23 protein-coding genes and 1 tRNA gene are annotated in these 18,453 nt (G+C 59.8%); 11 read left to right on the plus strand and 13 right to left on the minus strand.

What is annotated here, in order from left to right; genetic code table 11:
- Both WA157_RS02595 and WA157_RS02600 read left to right on the plus strand, forming a co-directional pair.
- A partial coding sequence (locus WA157_RS02595) for a translocation/assembly module TamB domain-containing protein (RefSeq protein WP_422619475.1) occupies positions 1-2,789 on the plus strand: 2,789 nt, incomplete at its 5' end.
- Positions 2,790-2,835: 46 nt separating this feature from the next.
- Positions 2,836-2,910: transfer RNA gene (locus WA157_RS02600), tRNA-Arg, on the plus strand.
- A gap of 20 nt (positions 2,911-2,930) precedes the next feature.
- Here WA157_RS02600 and WA157_RS02605 read toward each other — a convergent pair.
- Complete coding sequence (locus tag WA157_RS02605) at positions 2,931-4,556, minus strand: ABC transporter permease (protein ID WP_422619476.1); 1,626 nt, start codon at positions 4,554-4,556, stop codon at positions 2,931-2,933.
- A gap of 57 nt (positions 4,557-4,613) precedes the next feature.
- On the opposite strand from WA157_RS02605, the gene WA157_RS02610 reads away from it, so the two are divergent.
- Entirely contained in the window at positions 4,614-5,699 is a 1,086-nt protein-coding gene (locus tag WA157_RS02610; protein WP_422619477.1) for an ABC transporter ATP-binding protein, read from the plus strand.
- 91 nt (positions 5,700-5,790) lie between these two features.
- On the plus strand, positions 5,791-6,252 hold the full coding sequence (locus WA157_RS02615; protein WP_422619478.1) for a hypothetical protein: 462 nt from the start codon (positions 5,791-5,793) through the stop codon (positions 6,250-6,252).
- 262 nt (positions 6,253-6,514) lie between these two features.
- Here WA157_RS02615 and WA157_RS02620 read toward each other — a convergent pair whose 3' ends face one another.
- From WA157_RS02620 to WA157_RS02635, 4 genes are all read right to left on the minus strand, one after another.
- On the minus strand, positions 6,515-6,685 hold the full coding sequence (locus tag WA157_RS02620; RefSeq protein WP_422619479.1) for a hypothetical protein: 171 nt from the start codon (positions 6,683-6,685) through the stop codon (positions 6,515-6,517).
- A 61-nt stretch (positions 6,686-6,746) separates the two neighbouring features.
- Positions 6,747-7,496 (minus strand): DUF6969 family protein, encoded by a 750-nt coding sequence (locus tag WA157_RS02625; protein WP_422619480.1) that lies wholly within the window; start codon positions 7,494-7,496, stop codon positions 6,747-6,749.
- A gap of 33 nt (positions 7,497-7,529) precedes the next feature.
- Positions 7,530-7,709, minus strand: a complete 180-nt coding sequence (locus tag WA157_RS02630; RefSeq protein ID WP_422619481.1) for a hypothetical protein — start codon at positions 7,707-7,709, stop codon at positions 7,530-7,532.
- A 36-nt stretch (positions 7,710-7,745) separates the two neighbouring features.
- Positions 7,746-8,018, minus strand: a complete 273-nt coding sequence (locus WA157_RS02635; protein ID WP_422619482.1) for a hypothetical protein — start codon at positions 8,016-8,018, stop codon at positions 7,746-7,748.
- Between the two features lie 248 nt (positions 8,019-8,266).
- Between WA157_RS02635 and WA157_RS02640 the strand changes: the two genes are divergently transcribed.
- The 6 genes from WA157_RS02640 to WA157_RS02665 are packed head-to-tail and all read left to right on the plus strand — an operon-like array spanning position 8,267 to position 11,864.
- Positions 8,267-8,722 carry a hypothetical protein gene (locus WA157_RS02640; protein ID WP_422619483.1) on the plus strand — a complete coding sequence of 152 codons (456 nt, stop codon included), beginning with the start codon at positions 8,267-8,269 and terminating at the stop codon, positions 8,720-8,722.
- 8 nt (positions 8,723-8,730) lie between these two features.
- Positions 8,731-9,876: an FAD-dependent oxidoreductase gene (locus WA157_RS02645; protein WP_422619484.1), complete on the plus strand. Its 1,146-nt coding sequence runs from the start codon at positions 8,731-8,733 to the stop codon at positions 9,874-9,876.
- On the plus strand, positions 9,873-10,823 hold the full coding sequence (locus WA157_RS02650) for an HD-GYP domain-containing protein (RefSeq protein WP_422619485.1): 951 nt from the start codon (positions 9,873-9,875) through the stop codon (positions 10,821-10,823). The genes WA157_RS02645 and WA157_RS02650 overlap by 4 nt, the downstream gene beginning before the upstream one ends.
- Positions 10,823-11,047 carry a nitrate/nitrite transporter NrtS gene (gene nrtS, locus WA157_RS02655; protein ID WP_422619486.1) on the plus strand — a complete coding sequence of 75 codons (225 nt, stop codon included), beginning with the start codon at positions 10,823-10,825 and terminating at the stop codon, positions 11,045-11,047. Before WA157_RS02650 ends, nrtS begins: the two co-directional genes overlap by 1 nt.
- On the plus strand, positions 10,954-11,673 hold the full coding sequence (locus tag WA157_RS02660) for an RNA polymerase factor sigma-70 (RefSeq protein WP_422619487.1): 720 nt from the start codon (positions 10,954-10,956) through the stop codon (positions 11,671-11,673). The genes nrtS and WA157_RS02660 overlap by 94 nt, the downstream gene beginning before the upstream one ends.
- Positions 11,673-11,864: a zf-HC2 domain-containing protein gene (locus WA157_RS02665; RefSeq protein ID WP_422619496.1), complete on the plus strand. Its 192-nt coding sequence runs from the start codon at positions 11,673-11,675 to the stop codon at positions 11,862-11,864. Before WA157_RS02660 ends, WA157_RS02665 begins: the two co-directional genes overlap by 1 nt.
- Positions 11,865-11,886: 22 nt before the next feature.
- Here WA157_RS02665 and WA157_RS02670 read toward each other — a convergent pair whose 3' ends face one another.
- The 8 genes from WA157_RS02670 to WA157_RS02705 form a co-directional block, all read right to left on the minus strand.
- On the minus strand, positions 11,887-12,663 hold the full coding sequence (locus WA157_RS02670) for a YiiX/YebB-like N1pC/P60 family cysteine hydrolase (RefSeq protein ID WP_422619488.1): 777 nt from the start codon (positions 12,661-12,663) through the stop codon (positions 11,887-11,889).
- Between the two features lie 42 nt (positions 12,664-12,705).
- Entirely contained in the window at positions 12,706-13,233 is a 528-nt protein-coding gene (locus tag WA157_RS02675; RefSeq protein WP_422619489.1) for a DoxX family protein, read from the minus strand.
- Positions 13,217-14,002 (minus strand): DNA-binding domain-containing protein, encoded by a 786-nt coding sequence (locus tag WA157_RS02680; protein ID WP_422619490.1) that lies wholly within the window; start codon positions 14,000-14,002, stop codon positions 13,217-13,219. The genes WA157_RS02675 and WA157_RS02680 overlap by 17 nt, the downstream gene beginning before the upstream one ends.
- A complete protein-coding gene (locus WA157_RS02685; RefSeq protein WP_422619491.1) occupies positions 13,999-14,961 on the minus strand; it encodes a DUF692 domain-containing protein in 963 nt (320 codons plus the stop codon). The genes WA157_RS02680 and WA157_RS02685 overlap by 4 nt, the downstream gene beginning before the upstream one ends.
- Before the next feature lie 29 nt (positions 14,962-14,990).
- Complete coding sequence (locus WA157_RS02690; RefSeq protein WP_041790404.1) at positions 14,991-15,305, minus strand: DUF2282 domain-containing protein; 315 nt, start codon at positions 15,303-15,305, stop codon at positions 14,991-14,993.
- 621 nt (positions 15,306-15,926) lie between these two features.
- Positions 15,927-16,409, minus strand: a complete 483-nt coding sequence (locus tag WA157_RS02695; RefSeq protein WP_422619492.1) for a DUF302 domain-containing protein — start codon at positions 16,407-16,409, stop codon at positions 15,927-15,929.
- A gap of 264 nt (positions 16,410-16,673) precedes the next feature.
- The gene (grxC, locus tag WA157_RS02700; RefSeq protein ID WP_422619493.1) at positions 16,674-16,931 is read right to left on the minus strand and encodes a glutaredoxin 3; all 258 of its coding nucleotides are present in this window, start codon (positions 16,929-16,931) and stop codon (positions 16,674-16,676) included.
- Between the two features lie 49 nt (positions 16,932-16,980).
- Positions 16,981-17,487, minus strand: a complete 507-nt coding sequence (locus WA157_RS02705; RefSeq protein WP_422619494.1) for a YHS domain-containing (seleno)protein — start codon at positions 17,485-17,487, stop codon at positions 16,981-16,983.
- 150 nt (positions 17,488-17,637) lie between these two features.
- Between WA157_RS02705 and WA157_RS02710 the strand changes: the two genes are divergently transcribed.
- Positions 17,638-18,453: cupin domain-containing protein (locus tag WA157_RS02710; protein WP_422619495.1), on the plus strand; the 816-nt coding region annotated here is incomplete at its 3' end.

Genomic DNA, 18,453 nt, shown 5'->3' on the forward strand with positions numbered 1-18,453 from the left:
CCAAAGCCGTGACTCCTTCCCATCCAGCCCAATGGCAGGGCAGCGCCACCGTGTACGGCATCAATACCGCGGCTCTGGACTCACGGCTGGCAGCCGCCTTGCTGGACGGCCAGTTGACCGCGCAGCAGACACCGGCCGGCATCGCCTTCGAGGCGCGCCTGCAGGCCGCCAAAGGCAAGACGGCTGCCCCCAGGATCGCTTCGCCCAAGAATAACGCCACGTTCAAGCGCACGCTGGAAGGCCTGCGGCTGAAGACGGTTCATGCCCAAGGCCTGTGGGCCGCGCCCACGTTGACGCTGACCACATTGGCAGTGCAGACCGATGACGCACAGTTGCAAGGCAAGCTGACATTTCATACTGTCAGTCAGGCGGCCGAGGGCACGCTCACGTTGGGTTTGCCGGGCGCCCAGGCGGCGCTGGCCGGGCACATGGCCAGCAGCCGAGGCCAGGGCGAGCTGAGCGCGCACATCACTGACGCGGCGCTCGCGGCGCGCTGGGTCGCCCGCCTGCCAGGCGCACCACGGTCTTTAAGCCAGACATCAATTCAGGGCGCGGTCGAGCTCACCGGCCGCTGGCAAGGCGGCTGGCAACAACAAGGGCAGGGCCTGCAGATTGCAGCGAGCCTGCGCGCGCCCAAGCTTGACCTGCAGGGTGCAGGGCAGCCCGTGGCGCAGGCCTGGCGTTTGCGCGACTGGCAGGCTGACCTGTCAGGCACGCTGCGCGCCCTGAGCCTGTCAACGCGGGGTCAGATCGAGACCGGGACGCAGCGCCTCAAGCTGCAGGCGCAGGCGCATGGTGGACGAATCAACGATGGCCTGTGGCAGGCGCGACTCGACACGGCTCAACTCAGCGCACAGGACAGCCTGAAACCGGGCCTCTGGACGCTGCAGTTGAGCGACAGCGTCAGCTTCAACTGGAAACAAAGCGGCACGACCCGCACGCTGGAGGCCGCGGCCGGCGCGGCTCGCCTGACCGGCCCGGTCCCTGGAACGGCCACGGTGAGTTGGCAGCCGGTGCACTGGTTGCAGCAAACGACTGGCACGACAGCACGCACCGAATGGCGCACCCAGGGGCGCCTCAATGACTTGCCGCTGGCCTGGCTGGACCTGCTCGGCCAGACCCAAATGGCCAATCTCGGCTTGCGCGGCGATCTGCTGTTCGGCGGCCAGTGGGACGCCACCAGCGCTGAGACGCTGCGCCTGCGCGCCACGCTGGAGCGCACCAGCGGCGACTTGCTGCTGCAGACCGAAGGCGCTGCAGCCACCCCTTTGCGTGCTGGCGTGCGCGCGGCGCAACTTCTGGTCACAACCGAGGGCGACCGGCTCGCCGCCAGCCTGAACTGGGACAGCGAGCGCGCCGGTCAGGCCCGCGCCGATTTCAGCACCCGTTTGCAGCGTCAGGACGGCACATGGACCTGGCCCAACGATGCCGCGCTGGCGGGCACCCTCAAGGTACAACTGCCGCCGGTGGGCGCCTGGTCGTTGCTGGCGCCGCCGGGCTGGCGTCTGCGCGGCACGTTAGAGGCCGACGCCGTGCTGTCGGGCACACGCGGTGCACCGCAATGGCGCGGCAACCTGGCGGCCCAGGACCTGGCGGTGCGCTCGGTGGTCGATGGCATCGATTTCAGCAACGGAAGGCTGCGCGCCAGCCTGCAAGGCCAACGATTGGCCATTGATGAATTCACCCTGCAGGGGGCAGGCGGCGCCAGCGGCGGTCAGCTCTCCATTACCGGCTCGGTGTTGTGGTTGCCACCGGCCGGGCCGGATGCCAAGGTGGCAGCGCGCTTGCGTATGGAGCTCGACGCCACGCTTGCGGCCTTGCGCGTCAGCGCACGCGCCGACCGGCGGCTGGTGGTATCGGGCAAGCTGTCCGCGCGCCTCAATGAGAATAAGCTGGCCATTCGCGGCACCCTCAAGGCCGATTCGGCCCTGTTCATCCTGCCGGAAGATACGGCGCCGCAGTTGGGCGGCGATGTGCTGGTGCGAAGACCCGGCCAAAGCCAGGCCGGCACAGCGGCGCCAACGGTGGCAACGGCGTCAACTGCCGCAGCACAGGAGCGCATGACGCCAGACGTGGCAATCACGCTTGATCTCGGCCAGGACTTTCAGGTTCGCGGGCGTGGCCTTGCCACCCGGCTGGAAGGCAGCCTGGAGCTGCGTAGCGCCGGGCGGCGCTCCCTGACACCGAGCCTCACCGGCTCGCTGCGCACGGTGCGCGGCACTTACCGGGCCTATGGCCAGCAGCTCGCCATTGAGCAAGGTGTGCTGCGGTTCTCTGGGTCGTATGACAACCCGGCGCTCGACATCCTGGCCCTGCGCCCCAACCTGCAGCAACGCGTCGGCGTGCAAATCAGCGGCACGGCGCTGTCCCCCGTGGTGCGGCTGTATGCCGAGCCGGACCTGCCCGAGTCCGAAAAACTGGCGTGGCTGGTGCTCGGGCGTTCAGGCGCCAGCGGTGGCGCCGAAACGGCGATGCTGCAGCAAGCCGCGCTGGCGCTTCTCGGGGGCAACGAGAAAGGCATCTCCAGCGGTCTGGCACAGGCCTTGCGGCTGGACGAACTGTCGGTCAGCGGCGGCGCCAGCAGCACCAGTGGCAGCAGCACAGGCGGTGCCACGGTGACGCTGGGCAAACGCGTGTCGCAGGATTTCTACGTCACCTATGAGCGCAGTCTGGCGGGCACCCTGGGCACGCTCTACATTTTCTATGACCTGTCGCGCCGCTTTACCTTGCGCGCGCAGACCGGGGAGAAAAGCGCCGTGGACCTGATCTTCACCCTGCGCTACGACTGAACTGACTGAGCGCTGAGCGATGCCGCCGCTTACAATGTTAGGCTTGGCCGTCGTAGTTCAATGGATAGAACGGGGACCTCCTAAGTCTCAGATATGGGTTCGATTCCCGTCGAGGGCGCCAAATCATTTCTTCCCCCTGGCTCAATGCGAAGATGCACGCAGGGTGCGACTCAGCAGCACCACCGGGATCAGCCCCACCAGCACCAGGGCCAGCGATGGCAGTGCGGCCTCGCCCAGGCGCTCGTCGCGTGCCAGTTGGTAGGCCACCACGGCCAGCGTGTCGCTATTGAAAGGGCGCAGCACCAGGGTGGCGGGCAGCTCCTTCATCACGTCCACAAACACCAGCAGGGCCGCCGCCGCCGTGGAGCGCTTGAGCAGCGGCCAATGCACCAGGCGCAGCAGACCCATGTCACCCGTTCCCAGGATGCGGGCCGAGTCGTCAAAGCTGCTTGGGATTCTGGCGTAGCCGCTCTGCACCGACTGCAGCGCCACGGCGCAAAAGCGCACCAGGTAAGCCCAAACCAGTCCGAACGAAGTCGCGGTTAAAATAAAGCCCACGCTGCTTTGCGGCGCCAGCGTCTGCAGCCAGCCCACCGGCAGCAACAGCCCCACCACCAGCACCGCACCGGGCACGGCATAACCCAGGCCTGCCAGCTGCACCGCCACACGCGCGGGCAGATCCGGGCGACGGCGCAGGTTAAAGGCCAGGAACAAGGCCAGGGCAACGGCCAGCACGGCGCTGATGGCGCCGAGCCGCAAGCTGTTCAGGGCCCAGCCGAGGAACAGTGGCCATGACAGAGCTTGCCAGTCGGCCACGAGCGGGCGCAGCATGAACAGCACCGGCAAGACAAAACCAATCAGCACCGGCACACTGCACAGCCCCCAGGCCAGCCATTTCTGACGACCTCGCAACAGCAAGGGTCGCGCGTCCATGGCGTTTGCGCGCGCGCCCCGGGTGGTCACAAACCGCAGGCGCCTTTGCGACCGGTGTTCCAGCCACAACAACAGGGCCACCAGCGCCAGCAGCATGGTGGCCAACTGCGCAGCGGCAATGCGGTTGTCCATCGACAGCCAGGCTTTGTAAATGCCCGCCGTGAACGTCTGGATGCCGAAGTAGCTCGACACGCCAAAGTCCGCCAGCGTTTCCATCAAGGCCAGGGCGGCGCCGGCGGCGACCGCCGGACGGGCCAGAGGCAAAGCGACCTCAAGGACGCGCCGGCGCATCGATGCCCCCATCAGGCGCGCGGCTTCCATCAGGTGCGTGGCGCTTTCGCCCAAAGCGGTGCGTGCCAGCAAGTACACATAGGGGTAAAGCGAAAAGATGAACACCCAGGCGGCGCCGCCCAGACTGCGGATCTCGGGCAGCACGCGTCCTTGCAGCCCGAAGCTGCTGCGCAGAAAGGTCTGCAAGGGACCGCTGTACTGCAGAAAATCGGTATAGGCATAGGCCACGACGTAGGCCGGCATGGCCAGGGGCAACAGCAGCGCCCATTCAAAGACCCGCCGACCCGGAAAATCAAAAAGCGTGACCGTGACGGCGGCAGACAAGCCCACCAGAATCACACCGGCGCCCACCATGGCACACAGACGCACGGTGGTCCAGATGTAGTCGGGTAACACCGTGCGGCTCATCTCGTGCAGAATTTGCGCGGCCGCCGCGCCCGAGTCTCCCCACGGCAACCAGGAGGCCAATACCGTCAGCACGGGCAGCATGAACGCCAGCGTCAGGGTCAGTAGCAGTAATTGTCGGAAGCGTCGAAATAGCATGAAGGCAATCAATTGGCGTTGCGCAAATGAGAATTGTATGCATCTAGAATGTAAGCTATGTTTTTGGAAGTCTCACAACTCAGCGTGGCTTATGCGGGCGCCAGTCAGGCGGCGGTGCGCGAGGTCTCGTTTGGCCTGCATGCCGGCGACATCGGTGTGCTGATCGGGCCATCAGGCTGTGGCAAAACCACGTTGCTGCGGGCTGTGGCCGGGCTGGAACCCGTGGCGGCTGGCAGCATCAAGCTCGCCACCCGCTTGGTGAGCAGTGCCAGCGTCAATGTTGCACCGCAGGCGCGCCAGGTGGGCATGGTGTTTCAGGACTATGCCTTGTTCCCGCATTTGAATATCGGTCGCAATGTTGATTTTGGCATTCGTCATCTGCCCCCCAAGGTGCGTGCGCAGCGTGTGGATGAGGTGCTGCAACTGGTCGGGTTGGCGGGCTTTGAGGCGCGCTTTGCGCATGAGCTCTCGGGTGGTCAGCAGCAGCGTGTGGCACTCGCACGGGCCCTGGCACCCAAGCCGCGCCTGCTGCTGCTCGATGAGCCCTTTTCCAATCTGGATGTGGACTTGCGCGAGCGTCTGGCGCATGAGGTGCGCGCCATCCTGAAGACGGCCAACACCACGGCGCTGTTTGTGACCCACGACCAACTGGAAGCTTTTGCCATTGGCGACGTCATCGGTGTCATGCATGAAGGCCAACTGCACCAATGGGACGACGCCTATACGCTGTATCACCGCCCCGCGTCCCGGTTTGTAGCCGAGTTCATTGGTCATGGCGTGTTCACGCCGGCCACGCTGCGCGAAGTGAACCAGCAGGTTGTCGTCCACACCGCGCTGGGTGATTTGACGGACATGGCCGAATGCCCGCTACCGAGTGCCTTTGTCGATGGCGCGTGCGATGTGTTGCTGCGCGCCGATGACATCGTGCATGACGACGATGCCCCGGTGAAAGCAGAAATCATGCGCAAGGCGTTTCGCGGCTCCGAGTTCTTGTACACCCTGCGGCTGGCCAGCGGAGACACCGTCATGGCCCTGGTGCCCAGCCATCACGACCACAAGGTAGGCGAGTGGATCGGCATTCGCGTCCAGGTGGAGCACGTGGTCACGTTTCCAAGAAATAGGGATTTGACCGCGACGGCATAATTTTCAAGTTACACCCTTTACACAAACTCCATAGCCTCTGCCCAGGTGCGGGCCTAGAATTTCTTTTGTTTCATATCAACAGGAGTGCCCCATGAAAATCAGTAAATCATCTCTAGCCAAGTGCTTGTTTTCGGCTGCCATGCTGTCCGGACTTGGTGTCATGGCTCAGACCGCTACTGCGCCAACTCCCGCGATGCAGACGGCACCCAAGCAAGACTTCGCTACTGACTTGGCAAAGGCAGACCTTGCCAAGCAAGGCATCACCAACCCGACCAGCGGCCAGCTTGCCGACGCTGTCAAAAGCATTCAGGACCAACGCGCCAGTGGCCTGGGTTGGGGGCAGATTGCCAACTCCATGGGCGTGAGGCTGGGTGATGTTGTCAGTGCAGCCAATCGTTCAAGCATGGCTGAAAGTGCTGGCAAGGCCGGTGCCGCTGGAACTGGCAAAGCCGGCGGCTCTGGTATGTCTGGAAGTGCAGGTGCATCCGGAAGTGCGGGTGGCATGGGCGCCGGTCATGGTGGCATGGGTGGCGGTGCTGGGGGCAAGAAGTAAGCTGTAGATTGCCCCAGACGGCTCGCCTGATGAACTGATTGCGCGCCCCGATACAGATTGCACCCGGCCACCGTGCCGGGTATTTTTTCGCCCGTCCTTTATCGATGTGCGAAATTCGACACGAGGACTAATTCGCGCACGCGATTTGTCGTCTGAGGGTGTTGGCGGCCATGCGCAAAGACCCAGCCTTGGTGCTGGGTGGAGCGATCAGGTGCCTGCGCGTCGGGGCAGGTTCACTGGACGGTTGCTTCAGGCAGGGTTGTCAAATCCCGACGGTCAAATTGACCCACGCGTCCGGAAGCCACAGCAGGATTTGACTCTCCATCCATTTGTCACCACCCGTCAGAATCGCGACTCCCAGGGCACCGAGCAGCAGTGCAAAACCGTGTTGCACGCGTTCAATGCGTGCGAGCACCCAATTTCGTACACGCATGAAGCCACTGCGGGAAGCATAGGCCACCGCCACCAGTGGAATAGCTGCTGGACTTTCTGGGTTAACAACGCTGCCGGGTTAACTGCCGCCGAACAGACTCTGCCTCCAAGGCATCCGTGTCGGCAATCCAGTCGATGGGTATCAGACTCAGCACTTCCAGATCCCGGTCCTGCAAGGCCCGCGCCAGGTTGGATCGCCGCGCCAAACGTTTGTCGCGTTGGACGAGCAGTTCATTGATCAAAGGGCGATACAAGCGAACAAAGCCCGTCAACCAGCGGCATGATTGTTCATGCCCTTCGATCTCGCCCATCGCGAACCGATCAACACAAGCCATTGTGGTTGCTGCATCAAACCAGTGGCCATCGGTGACCCATTGGTTCACAGTGAATAGCCCGACTGGCAGGCCACGCGCGTCAAGCGAGATGGCAAATAGATGAGTCGGCTCGGTGCGATTCCACCTGGGCTTGCCCGGCTTCAAGTACCGTCTGCGCCCAGTCGCCGTGCTATGCCAAAACAAGTGCAAATGCCCGTGTTCCTGGTCGCCGTCCCGATGAGAATGGTAGTAAAACTGGGAGCCACGTTGGGTGTCAACCAGGTCGTCTGGCGGGTAGTGCTCAAACTCAAGCACTTTGCGATTCGCGATCCAGCTTTGAATCAGGGAACCACGCTCCGCGGTCACTGTGACGAACGCCAAGACACTGGCGCGCGCGCTGCGTAGCGCCCTGGCGATCTGCGTGTCGGAAGCAGTGCGCCAATTTCGCCGGAGATGTGTTGAAGCGGTCATGCTGAAGAATGCAGCGCCGGTGACCAACCAGTCACCGGGGAGCCTAAGTGAAGAAAACCGTTACTTGGCAGCGCAGGCGCCGCATTTGGCTTTGCAGGCACCGCATTTCTGCAGGCTACTTTTGGCGCCACACTTGTTGCCGGTGCAAGCGCGGCACATCATGGAACAACCGCTGAGCGCAGCCGTGGTGACCACGGCCATGGCCAGAGCTTTTGTGAGGGTGGATGACAGTGAATTCATACTGATGCTCCTAAAGGTTATGGGAAAACGGGTTGCTTATTGCTTGACGGCAGCGCAGCCGCCACTCTTGGCACCGCATTTAGCTTTCATCTTTTTGGCTTTGGCTTTTGCCGCATGTGCCTTGCTGGCAGCGCATTGGGGCTGGGCTGCACCACACTTGGCCTTGCAGGCGCCGCATTTGGCCATATTGGTCTTGGGACCGCACTTTGCGCCGGCGCAACCTGCAGCCATGACATTGTCAGACAGTGCAGCGGCAGTGACCACGGCAGAGGCGATCGTCTTGGCGATGGTGGAGGAGAGATGGTTCATAAAGAAGTCCTTGGAGGGTTGAAGGGGTGACATTTCCGAAAAACGCAGAAAGTCAAGTGGAAACGCGACTTTCATGGACATAGTCGTTTGAGTCTTGACAATACTTACACGGTCATCCGGAAATTTGTGAGCGTGCGCGATGGCGGACTCCAACCACGACGTGTTCACGCCAAATTGCCCCAGCGGTGTGTAATAAATCCGGTTGTCGTGGCGACTAAACCGCATGTCATCAATACAGAAAGAATCCAATGTCTAAGACTGTTCTTATCGCCCGCCCGCACACTTTTATCGTCGCCGTCATGAAACCTTTCCTGGAGGAAAACGGCTATGCCACCGACAAATTGGAGCACATCAGTGGTTTGCAAAGTCAGTCTACGGGTGCCGCTGGAGCCGTCATTTCTCTCGCCTTGTCGTCTTCGATCGTTGAGTCTGCAGAAGAGGTATTTCTGAAATTGAAGAGCATGGCGCCTCGGACACCCGTCCTGTTTGCCGCCATGCTGTCGCTGGAGCAGGCCCGTCCTGCGCTGGAGCGCATCGCGAAACAGGCAGGGCTCCAAGCCAACATCCTTGGAGTGGAGGCAACATCTGCAGCCGCCGCTCAATTGGGGCGCCAGGAGACGTTTCTGTATCTCAGCAAAGATGACCTGACATTTCCCGAGCGCCGTGCCATCGCCGCACGTCTGATACAGCGCCATTTCCGGTAAGAACACTGGTGACAAAGAGACTTGTTCTGGTAGGAGGTGGGCACGCGCACTTGTCGGTGCTGCGTGCCCTGGCGAAAAAGCGGCCCGCGGGAATAGATGCTGTCCTGATCACGCCTTCAAAACATCAGAACTATTCAGGCATGTTGCCCGGCTGGGTTGCCGGGCATTACAGCCAAGCCGAGTGTCGTATTGACCTCGACCCGCTGGTTCGGGCGGCCGGTGTCCACCTGGTTCTCGACCAGATTGTCGGTATGGACGCAGCGCGTCGGTGTGTTGGATTGACCAATGGTCAGCACCTCGAGTACGACTTGTTGTCGCTCGACGTTGGCAGCGAAACCGACACCTCCTGGCTGGAAACCCTGGAGGACAAGCTTTTGCCAGTGAAGCCGCTGGACAATTTCTTCGCGCGTTGGCCGCATGTTCTTGCGGCAGCGAAGGCTTTGAGGGGCTACAGATTGGTGGTGGTCGGCGGTGGTGCCGCCGGGGTCGAGATGGCTCTGGCGGTGCAACATGCGTTCACAAGTGCTGGTGTTGACGGCCAGGTTGACCTTGTCGCATCCGAGTCCGGGTTGCTACCGGGATACGCAAGGCGTGTTCAGGATCGGGTGACGCGGTTCGCCCGGCAGGCCGGGTTGGGCCTGCATTTCTTTCGCGGTGTTGGGTCTGAAGAAGGTGTTCTTTTGTCGGATGGCCGATTGCTGCAAGCTGACCGAGTCATTGCCGCCATGGGTGCACGAGCACCGGTCTGGCTGGGTATGTCCAAATTGGCGCTGGACGAGCATGGCTGCATCCTCGTGGATAAGTACCATCGCAGTGTGTCGCATCCGAATGTTCTTGCCGCTGGCGACGTGTGCGCCCGCGCCGATGCGGTGATGTCACGCTCGGGTGTGCATGCGGTTCGTGCCGGTCCGGTCTTGGGCGACAACCTGATGGCCATACTGAACGGCACATCATTGCAGTCGTATGTGCCCAAGCGCCACTCCCTGTATCTGCTGGCTTGTGGACCACGCTATGCTGTGGCCTCCTGGGGCCCGTGGTCGGCTGAAGGACAATGGGTCTGGCGCTGGAAAGACTGGATCGATCGTCGATTCGTCCGGAAGTTTTCTGAAACCACACCCGGTGAGGCGACGCAGATGTTGGAGAACACACCATGACATGGTTCAAACAAGCCGGCAATTGGCTTGGAAATGCGCAACCTGAAAAGCAGGTTTCGGTCGAGGCAACGACCCGGCATTTGCTGGCGAGCCTACTCACCATGGCCTGGTTCGTTGAGGCCAGAGACCCCTATACCGGCGGCCACCTCTGGCGCGTGTCGCGCTATGCCAGACTCCTGGCCGAGCACGCAGAGTTCAGCGATGCTGATGCCGCTCGTATTGGTCTGGGAGGTTTTCTTCACGATTTAGGCAAGATTGGCGTACCGGATGCCATATTGCGCAAAAAGGAGCGTCTGACCGCATTGGAATACGAAGTCATCAAGACCCACCCTGACTTGGGGCTGCGCATGCTGGCCGGGCACCCCCTGGCTGCCCTGGTGAAAGATGCCATCCAACTGCACCATGAGCGCCCGGATGGGCAGGGTTACCCTCTTCGCTTGTTGAGGGAATCGATTCCTGACGTGGCCAGAATTGTGGGCGTATGTGATGCGTTTGATGCCATGACCAGTCACCGCCCTTATCGCCAAGGCATGCATCGGGATAAAGCGCTTGGCATTTTGAACGCTGGGAAAGGCACGCAATTCGATGCGCGCTTTGCCGACATTTTTGTTGCCATGGGACAAGCCGGCAAGCTCGACCCTGTTATGGGTCACAGTGACGACGGCATCCCGCTGCAGAGTTGCCCCATGTGCGGGCCCACCTTGGTGTTGCGCAAAGGCCAGCATGCTGGAGAAAAAATCTATTGCCGCAACTGCACTGGCGAGTTTGAACTCAAAGAGCTTGATCACTGTCTGGTTGCAACTCCCACGGGCCATCAAGGACGACCCGCCGACCTGGAACCCGATGTCGACTTCGAGTTGATTCAAAGAACGGTGATTGCCAGCGTTGAAGCCATGCCCGCCCTGGCGTTACTGGCGACTGCAACCTCACCCCATCGGAGCCATTGATGAGATCGCTTTTCCAAGTTGCCTGCTCTGGCAAGATTGTCAAAAACTCGCTGCGGATCGCCTTGGTGGTGGGTAGCATTCTCAACCTTGTCAACCAAGGCAGTGCCATCCTGGCGGGCACGGGCATTTCGTGGATTCACGTGTCGTTGAATTACTTGGTGCCCTACTGCGTGGCAAGTTACAGCGCAGCCAAGAACGAAATGACGCCACGAGGAAATCAATAATGAGCGCTTTGACAAATGAAGGCATGAACTCAGATGCGTCCGAAACATCCATCTTGTCTGACACGGTATTTTTGAATGATTTGCGCCGTCAGATGGTGAAGTTTGCGACGCTGCAGCTCTCCAATAGCCACGCTGCAGAAGATGCGGTGCAGGAGGCACTCATCGGAGCGTTGAAAAATGCCAAGTCTTTCGCCGGGCGAGCAGCATTGAAAACCTGGGTCTTTGCCATCTTGCGTAACAAGATTGCCGATTTCTTGCGGCAGAAAAAACGCATGGTCGAGGCCAGCAGTTTGCTCCGGGAAGACGAAGAGGGTGAGGACTTCTCTGAATTGTTTGATAAAAAAGGCTTTTGGCAGTCCGATGAAAAGCCAGCGTCATGGGGCAATCCGCAAGATTCCTTGCATCAGAACCAGTTCTGGAAAGTGTTCGAGATTTGTTTGGAGGGCTTGCCCGGCAACCAGGCCAGGGTGTTCATGATGAAAGAATTCGTCGAGTTGGAGGCCAATGAAATTTGCACTGCCGTCGGAATCACCACCACCAACCTGAATGTGATGCTGCACCGCTCCCGCCTGCGTTTGCGCGAGTGTCTTGAGAATAATTGGTTTCTGAAGGGAGAACACGCATGATGAACTGTCAGCAAGCCACAAAGCTGATTTCGGAATCGCAAGAGCGAGCCTTATCTTTGCCGGAAAAAATGAGTTTGAAGTTGCATGCGATGATGTGCTCGGGTTGCAAGAACTTCAGCTTGCAAGTGCCGTTTCTCAGCAAAGCCATGAAAGCCTATGCCCGTGGGCAAGACGAGGAAGTCAAGGACTAAGCTCAGTCCTGTCAGGACTGTTTTAGTGCATGGTGACCAGTGTGTCGTCCTGCCACTTCAGCGCATGAAAATCAAACCCCGCTGCAATGGTTGGCTTGACCACTTCGAAGTAGGGTGACACGTCAAAGTCGCGTGGCGCAAACAGGCTGTGGTGGCGCACGCTCAAAATTTCCTTGACGCAGGCCGGGCAATCCGGCCTGTCATCATTTTGCACTTCCAGGATGGGCAAAATCGGATAGCGAATGGATTGAAACGCCCGCGCAATCAGGGTCGAGCAAATGGCCCGGGTCGGATCGCCGCTGCCCAGTGCCAACATGTTGCGCCGAAAGCGCAAGGGCACGGGTGGTGTCGGCAAAAGATAGCGCGCCAGATCGATCACATTGCGCAAGTCGTACTGGCTGCCCATGCGGGCGATAGCGAATGCGGTCAACTTTTGGCAGTCTTCGGGGGTTAAGCCAACCGGGCGACAGATGCGCGAATGCAGCCCGGCAAACGCGCCGATACCCACGCTGCGCACACCTTCTACGGTGTCGGCGTCTATGAAACAGTGTTCAGGATTTTTGCCCGCCTCGGCCAGGGCGCTGCCTACATACAGCGCTGCATGGGACCAGGTGGACTGTGTCAGGTATTTGATGGCGGTGCTGACCCGGCTGTTGCCCTCCACCAGCAACACGTCGCCAGGGCGCAAGGTGGCCAACAGGCGTTCCGGCCGGGTGGCGGGCACTGCAGAGTGAACATGCACCTCGCGTGCAAGATAGCGGGCCAGATGACCGCCCAACCAACCCAGTACCGTGTTCATGCTGATTGCCTTGGGGTTGACTCCAAACAGCCGCTCGATGGGTTACTGGTAACGCCGGGCGATCCAGTGATCCAATGACAGCTTGCCAGGCCCGTGAACCATCAAGTACAGCAGCACGGCGGCCCAGGTGCCGTGAGTCGGGTAGGCATCGGGATAGACAAACAACTGAATGGTCATCGTCATGCCCAGCAGCGCCAACGCCGACAGGCGAGTGGCCAAACCGAGCAGGATCAGAACAGGGAAAAGGTGTTCTGCTGTCGCAGCCAGGGTGGCCGCAATTTCAGGAGGAACAAGCGGCAAATGGTATTCATCCCTGAACAGGTCTACCACCGAGTCTGACAGGCGCGGCCAGCCCAGGGTGAACTCCCGATTGACGATGTCAACGGCAAAGCCCTGTATTTTTGTTTCGCCGGACTTCCAGAACACCGCGGCGATGGAGAAACGCGCCACGAACGCCAGCAGTGTGTTGGGGATTCTCTGCACGACGCTGATGAACCGACGGATCAGGCCGGCAATCAGCCCGGCGTCAGCAGTTGCGGTGACGCTCAATTTTTCAGTGCGTGTGTTCATGGTGTTCGTCCGTGGTGGTGAGGTGGCTGATGAGCTGCAAGCGAAGCAGCATCGCCAGGCCGTGTGACAAATCAAACTCCGGGTCGGCGCTACTGGCAGCGCCTGCGGCGTCGAACAAGGTCAGGCCACTTTGCAGGGCGCTGACGAACTTGCTGATTCCAACTGTGATTTCCAGAGTGTCCACGTCCAGAGCGTCTCTGAACACGAGAGCGGTCTGGGCTTGTTCAGGGTCAACCGACGAAATGCACAGCACGCCCTGATGCGCTGCCCAAAGAGAAAAAATGGCGAAGGGTGATGCGATGACCTGCACCGAGGGGTGCAACACCAGCCGCAAGGACATGAGCTGTTCGGGCCGGGTCAGCGCGACTTGCAGCGTTTCGGGTTGGATGGGAGGCACATCGGCGGCGTGGTAAGCCCGCACCCGCGCCATTTCCAGACGTGCTACGTCGGCCAGATACGGCACGGACGTGGCAGGCGGGAAGGCCGCTAAAAAATCAGCAAAGTCGTGCCCGTAATACGCCATGACACGCGAGCGAGGTGGATTGGCCTGGGCGAATACCCGCGCCATGGCGCGGAAAAACTCTTCGCCCACCAACTCTTGCACAACGGGGTAGGTGTCTGCCAACGCGTCAATTAAGGACACCATGACGTTGTTACGGTACACCGCAAAACGCGTGGCCGGGTCAGAGCCGTTCCAGGTGGTGAGACCGCCCGGGCAGGGCAGCTCGGGGTTCAGCAAGGCATTGGCAAACGCGGTCTGGCTGTTCATGCCGCCACCTCATGGGCCACGGTGCTCACGTTTTGTATTTGTTGCGATGCATCCAAAACTTTGGCGGGCCGTTCATCGCGAGGAAGCAACTCCCACAATTGCCGGTCAGCCACATTGGCTTCGGCCAGCAAAACCGGCCAGGCGGGTATGTCGTTGTCGCGCTCCAGCAAAGTCGCCACGGGACCGGTCAGCCCCAGCGTGAAGGCATACAAGTCCCACACGGCTTGCGCTACTGGCGCGCCATGGCTGTCAATCAGTAGCAGGTCGCCATTGGCGTCAAGCTGTTGGGCAAAACCTGCGAGGTGAATTTCGCCCACCTGAGCTAGCGGCATGGAACGGATGGTGGCGTGCGCGTCGCGCCCGTGGTTGACGCTACTCACATGCACATTGTTCACGTCGAGTAGCAGACCGCAACCGGTGCGGCGCACCACTTCGGTCAAAAAAGTGCCTTCGTCCCAAGTGGACGCTGCAAACTCGACATAAGTGGCCGGGTTTTCCAGCAACATGCGCCGTCCCAGGTGTGACTGCACCTGGTCAATGTGGTCACATACACGCTGCAAGGTAGCTGTGTTGTAGGGCAGGGGCAACAAGTCGTTCAAGAACGCAGGACCGTGGGTAGACCAGGCCAGATGCTCCGAAAAAGATTGCGGCTGGTAGCGCGCCAGCAAGGCTGCCAGCGCATTCAGGTGTTCAATGTCCAGCGACGCATCGGCCCCGATGGACAAGCCCACACCGTGAATGGAGAGCGCATAGCGCTCGCGGATGCGGGTGAGGTAATGGTGAAACGGACCACCCGGGACCATGTAGTTTTCGGCATGGACTTCGAAGAAGCCGATGTTGGGCTGGGTGGCCAGAATTTCCTGATAATGCTCGGGCTTCAAGCCCACCCCGGCGCGTGTCGGCAGGGTATCAGCGGCAGCATCCAGGGCTTGCGTTGGCGAATTGAATCGGTTTGGCATACCCGGTGCTCCGCTGGTGTTGGAAAGAATCAGGCCTTGACTTCCTTGAACTCTTTCAACTGACCGAAGCCCGTGGGCGAAGTCTTGGACACGGTCTTTTCGCAAGTGCCTTTTGGCACCATCGACCAGGCGTTGCCCTGGTAGTCCACTTTGGAGGTGCCCGCGCAGGTGGTGCCCGCGCCTGCCTTGCAATCGTTCTTGCCTTTCAGTGCCACGCCGAAACACTTGTCGGTGTCAGCAGCTTGGGCTGCGATCGGTGTGGCAGCAATGGTCAAGGCGGCGCTCATGGCCAAAGCCAGGGCGGCGGCAGAGGCGTAGCGAGTGGTGGTGGTTTGGTTTTTCATTTCAATGTCCTTAGTCGGGTTAACGGTGGTTGGCAAGTGGGTTACGGTCAGCACGGAACGCGCTGTGTGTGCCGTGCTGTTTCTATAGTCGCAGCTGTCGGCGCTTTCTTACACTGCGACCGATAGAAAGATCAAGTTGCTATAAATAAGATAGCTAGTTATGCAATAAGGACGGTGGCTAGAGGCATAAATAACTTGTAACTTTGGTGCATGGGTGAAGTCAAATGTTTCGCCCCGTGTTGGTTGGAAGTGCGGCAGCGATGCCAGCATTGGCCAGGTGATTGCGACTTATGGCCTGCCAACCTGTCTGAGGCAATAAACAACACACAGGGCCCTTCAAACTTGGCATGTATGATTTTGCCGCGCATGGCTTCGTTAGGCACCGGCATGCCATCCACGTCAAAGCGCACAACTGCAGTGATCTGGCCAAGCCCACATCCAGCACCGTTGATAGCGTGGGGAGAATTTGTGTGAATGGCGGCGAATTGGGAGCCAGTGGGGCGAAGTAAAAAGGAGTCAGTCGGCAGAGTCAAGGCGCGCTGCCACCCAAACCAACAAGGTCAGGCCCAAAGCCGGCGGCACTGCTTGACGGCTGGCGGCCCTGGTGGTGTCAGCGCTTGCTTAATTATCCACGGCATCGCGCACGATACGCTCGAAGATCGGGTCCAACTCGGCGGCCAGTGCATTGAGCTTGTCGGACTGGTAGGGTGCAAAGACGGCACTCGGTGTGCGGTAAGTCACACTGGCCGTGCCGTCGGGGTTTTCGGTCACATAGATCCTGATCGGTGCTTCAATGCCAGCGCTTATGCTGTCCTGCAACATGCGCACGGCGTAGTCGTTGCGAAACACCATCAGCACCGCATTGCCGGGGATTTTGACGCCGCGTCCGGCCGCAGCCGCACTGGCACTGGCCGTGGCGACCAAGCCCATTTTTTGTGCGCCGATGGCTGTTTCAACCCGCGCCATCAGCGTGCCAAAACCGTGTTTGCTGGTCAAGGTGTGCGTGCCCGGCAAGACTGTGGTGTCGGCAAAAACAACGTTGACTGAAGACAGTGCAGCGACAAAGACAAGCGCCCGTGCCCATGTGAAATAAAGCTGATTCATGATGGATTTCCTTGCGTTGGTAAAAAAAGAGATAGCGCCGGTTGAATTGAGGTGCCTATCAAATGCAACAGTGCCTCACGCCCGCTGGGCCAGGGCAGAGGCCAGAATGGCAGAACGAATAGCGGACGGGTTTTGTTTCATGGGTGTCTCCTCAAGTGGGTCAGGCATAGGACACACGCAGTCCTGTTTGCCTAGACGTAGCCAGCCGCCAATTTCTTACACGCACCGACTGTCTTGGCCAAAACCCGGCACGCGATCAGGCCCTCAGTTGTTCAGCAGCTCATCGAGTTTTCCCGCCTTGTCCAGCGCCGCCAGATCATCAAAACCGCCCACATGCAGATCGCCAATGAAAATCTGCGGAACAGTGCGTCGGCCGGTTTTCTGCATCATGGTTTCGCGCGCCCCCGGCATCTGATCGACCAGAATTTTGTCGATCAGTGCAACCCCTTTGCGTTTGAGCAGATGTTCAGCACTTTGGCAGTAACCGCAGCTCTTGGAGCTGTACATCGTGACGTTGACCATGGTTTTTCCAATCGAAATGTGAGGTTGTTTGCGCGGGGCAGCGTGAGAATCAAAGCGTCTTGGGGGCCTTGTCTTTGAGGCGTGGCCAGTTCTTTTCTGCTTTGGCCAAGTTGCCCTTCACATCTTCAAGCCACCGCGTCTGCGCTCCTTTGTGCACGTTGAGATACAACTTGCCGTCAACGACGCGCCAAAGTTGCGGATCGACATCCAGTTTCTGTTCCAGTGCTACACCCATAGCGCAAAAGCCACCATAGGCAGGGGTGTATTTGGCAGGATTGGCGGAGAAAGTGTCGCGGTTCTGCGAACTGGCAAACTGGTAAGTGGCACCTTCGTATTTTGCGAAGAGTTCCGCCTTGCCCGGAACCGGGCCGCTTGGCGAGAAGTAGGACACTGGGTCAAAGCCCTTTAACGCGATGCCGTTGGCATCAACGTTTAAGGCGCTTGTAGATTGCTCGTCGTAGGCATGCGCGAGATCTGGGAGGGTGAGCGACGCGAGCGCCATCAGTGCGGCTGATGCAACAAAGCTGCGGCGTGAAGAACGAAACTGGGTAGGCATAGCAATCTCCAAAAAAGTGAGGGTTGAAGTCGTTCGCGACGAGACCTGGTGAGGCAACATCGAACTCGACGGTGTCAACTTTAATTGCCATTTCGATACGAAAAGTGTTTCAAAGTATCATTCAAATAACCACTCGTATCAAAACAAGCCATGGACAGACTCACAAAACTGCTATCGCACTTTTCCTTGCACGCCGGCGTGTTCTACACCGGCAACATCTGCGGCGTTCACGACTTTCAGGAAGATACCCTGCGCGGGCATATTCACCTGGTCCGGCGCGGACCGGTGAACGTCATTGGTGTGAAGCAGGAAGTTTTTGACATCACCGAGCCCACCTTGCTGTTTCTGCCCCGCCCCGGTGCGCACCGGCTGGTGGCGGATGACCGCACGGGGGCCGATGTGGTGTGTGCCACGGTTCAGTTTGGCGGTGGTGGCAGGAACCCCATCACCGATTCACTGCCCAGTGTTGTGATGGTTGAGTTGACAGCTCTGCCCGGTTTGGAAGCCCTGCTAGGCTTGATGTTTGACGAGGCCTTTTCTGACAAAAATGGTCGCCAGGCCGTGCTGGACCGTTTGTGTGAGGTGCTGATGATCCGGTTGCTGCGCCACTGCATTGACTTGGGCCTGACGCAAGGCGGCACCTTGGCAGGGCTGGCTGATGCGAGACTTGCCAAAGCCATCACTGCCATTCATGACGACCCTGCAGCTGAGCGCGATCTGGCCGGCATGGCCGCGCTGGCGGGCATGTCACGTGCGCGCTTTGCCGTGCGATTCCGCGCGGTTACCGGCGAAACCCCGGTCGACTATCTGGCCTCATGGCGTGTGATGATGGCGCAAGGCCTGCTCAAGAAGGGGCTGCAACTCAAACATGTGGCTGGCGATGTGGGCTACGGTAGTGCCAGTGCGCTCACCCGGGCGTTTATCCGCAAGCTGGGTTGCTCGCCCACGGAGTGGCTCAGAGGTGAG

This window comes from Rhodoferax ferrireducens (genome assembly GCF_049302455.1).
Classification (GTDB): domain Bacteria; phylum Pseudomonadota; class Gammaproteobacteria; order Burkholderiales; family Burkholderiaceae_C; genus Rhodoferax; species Rhodoferax ferrireducens_B.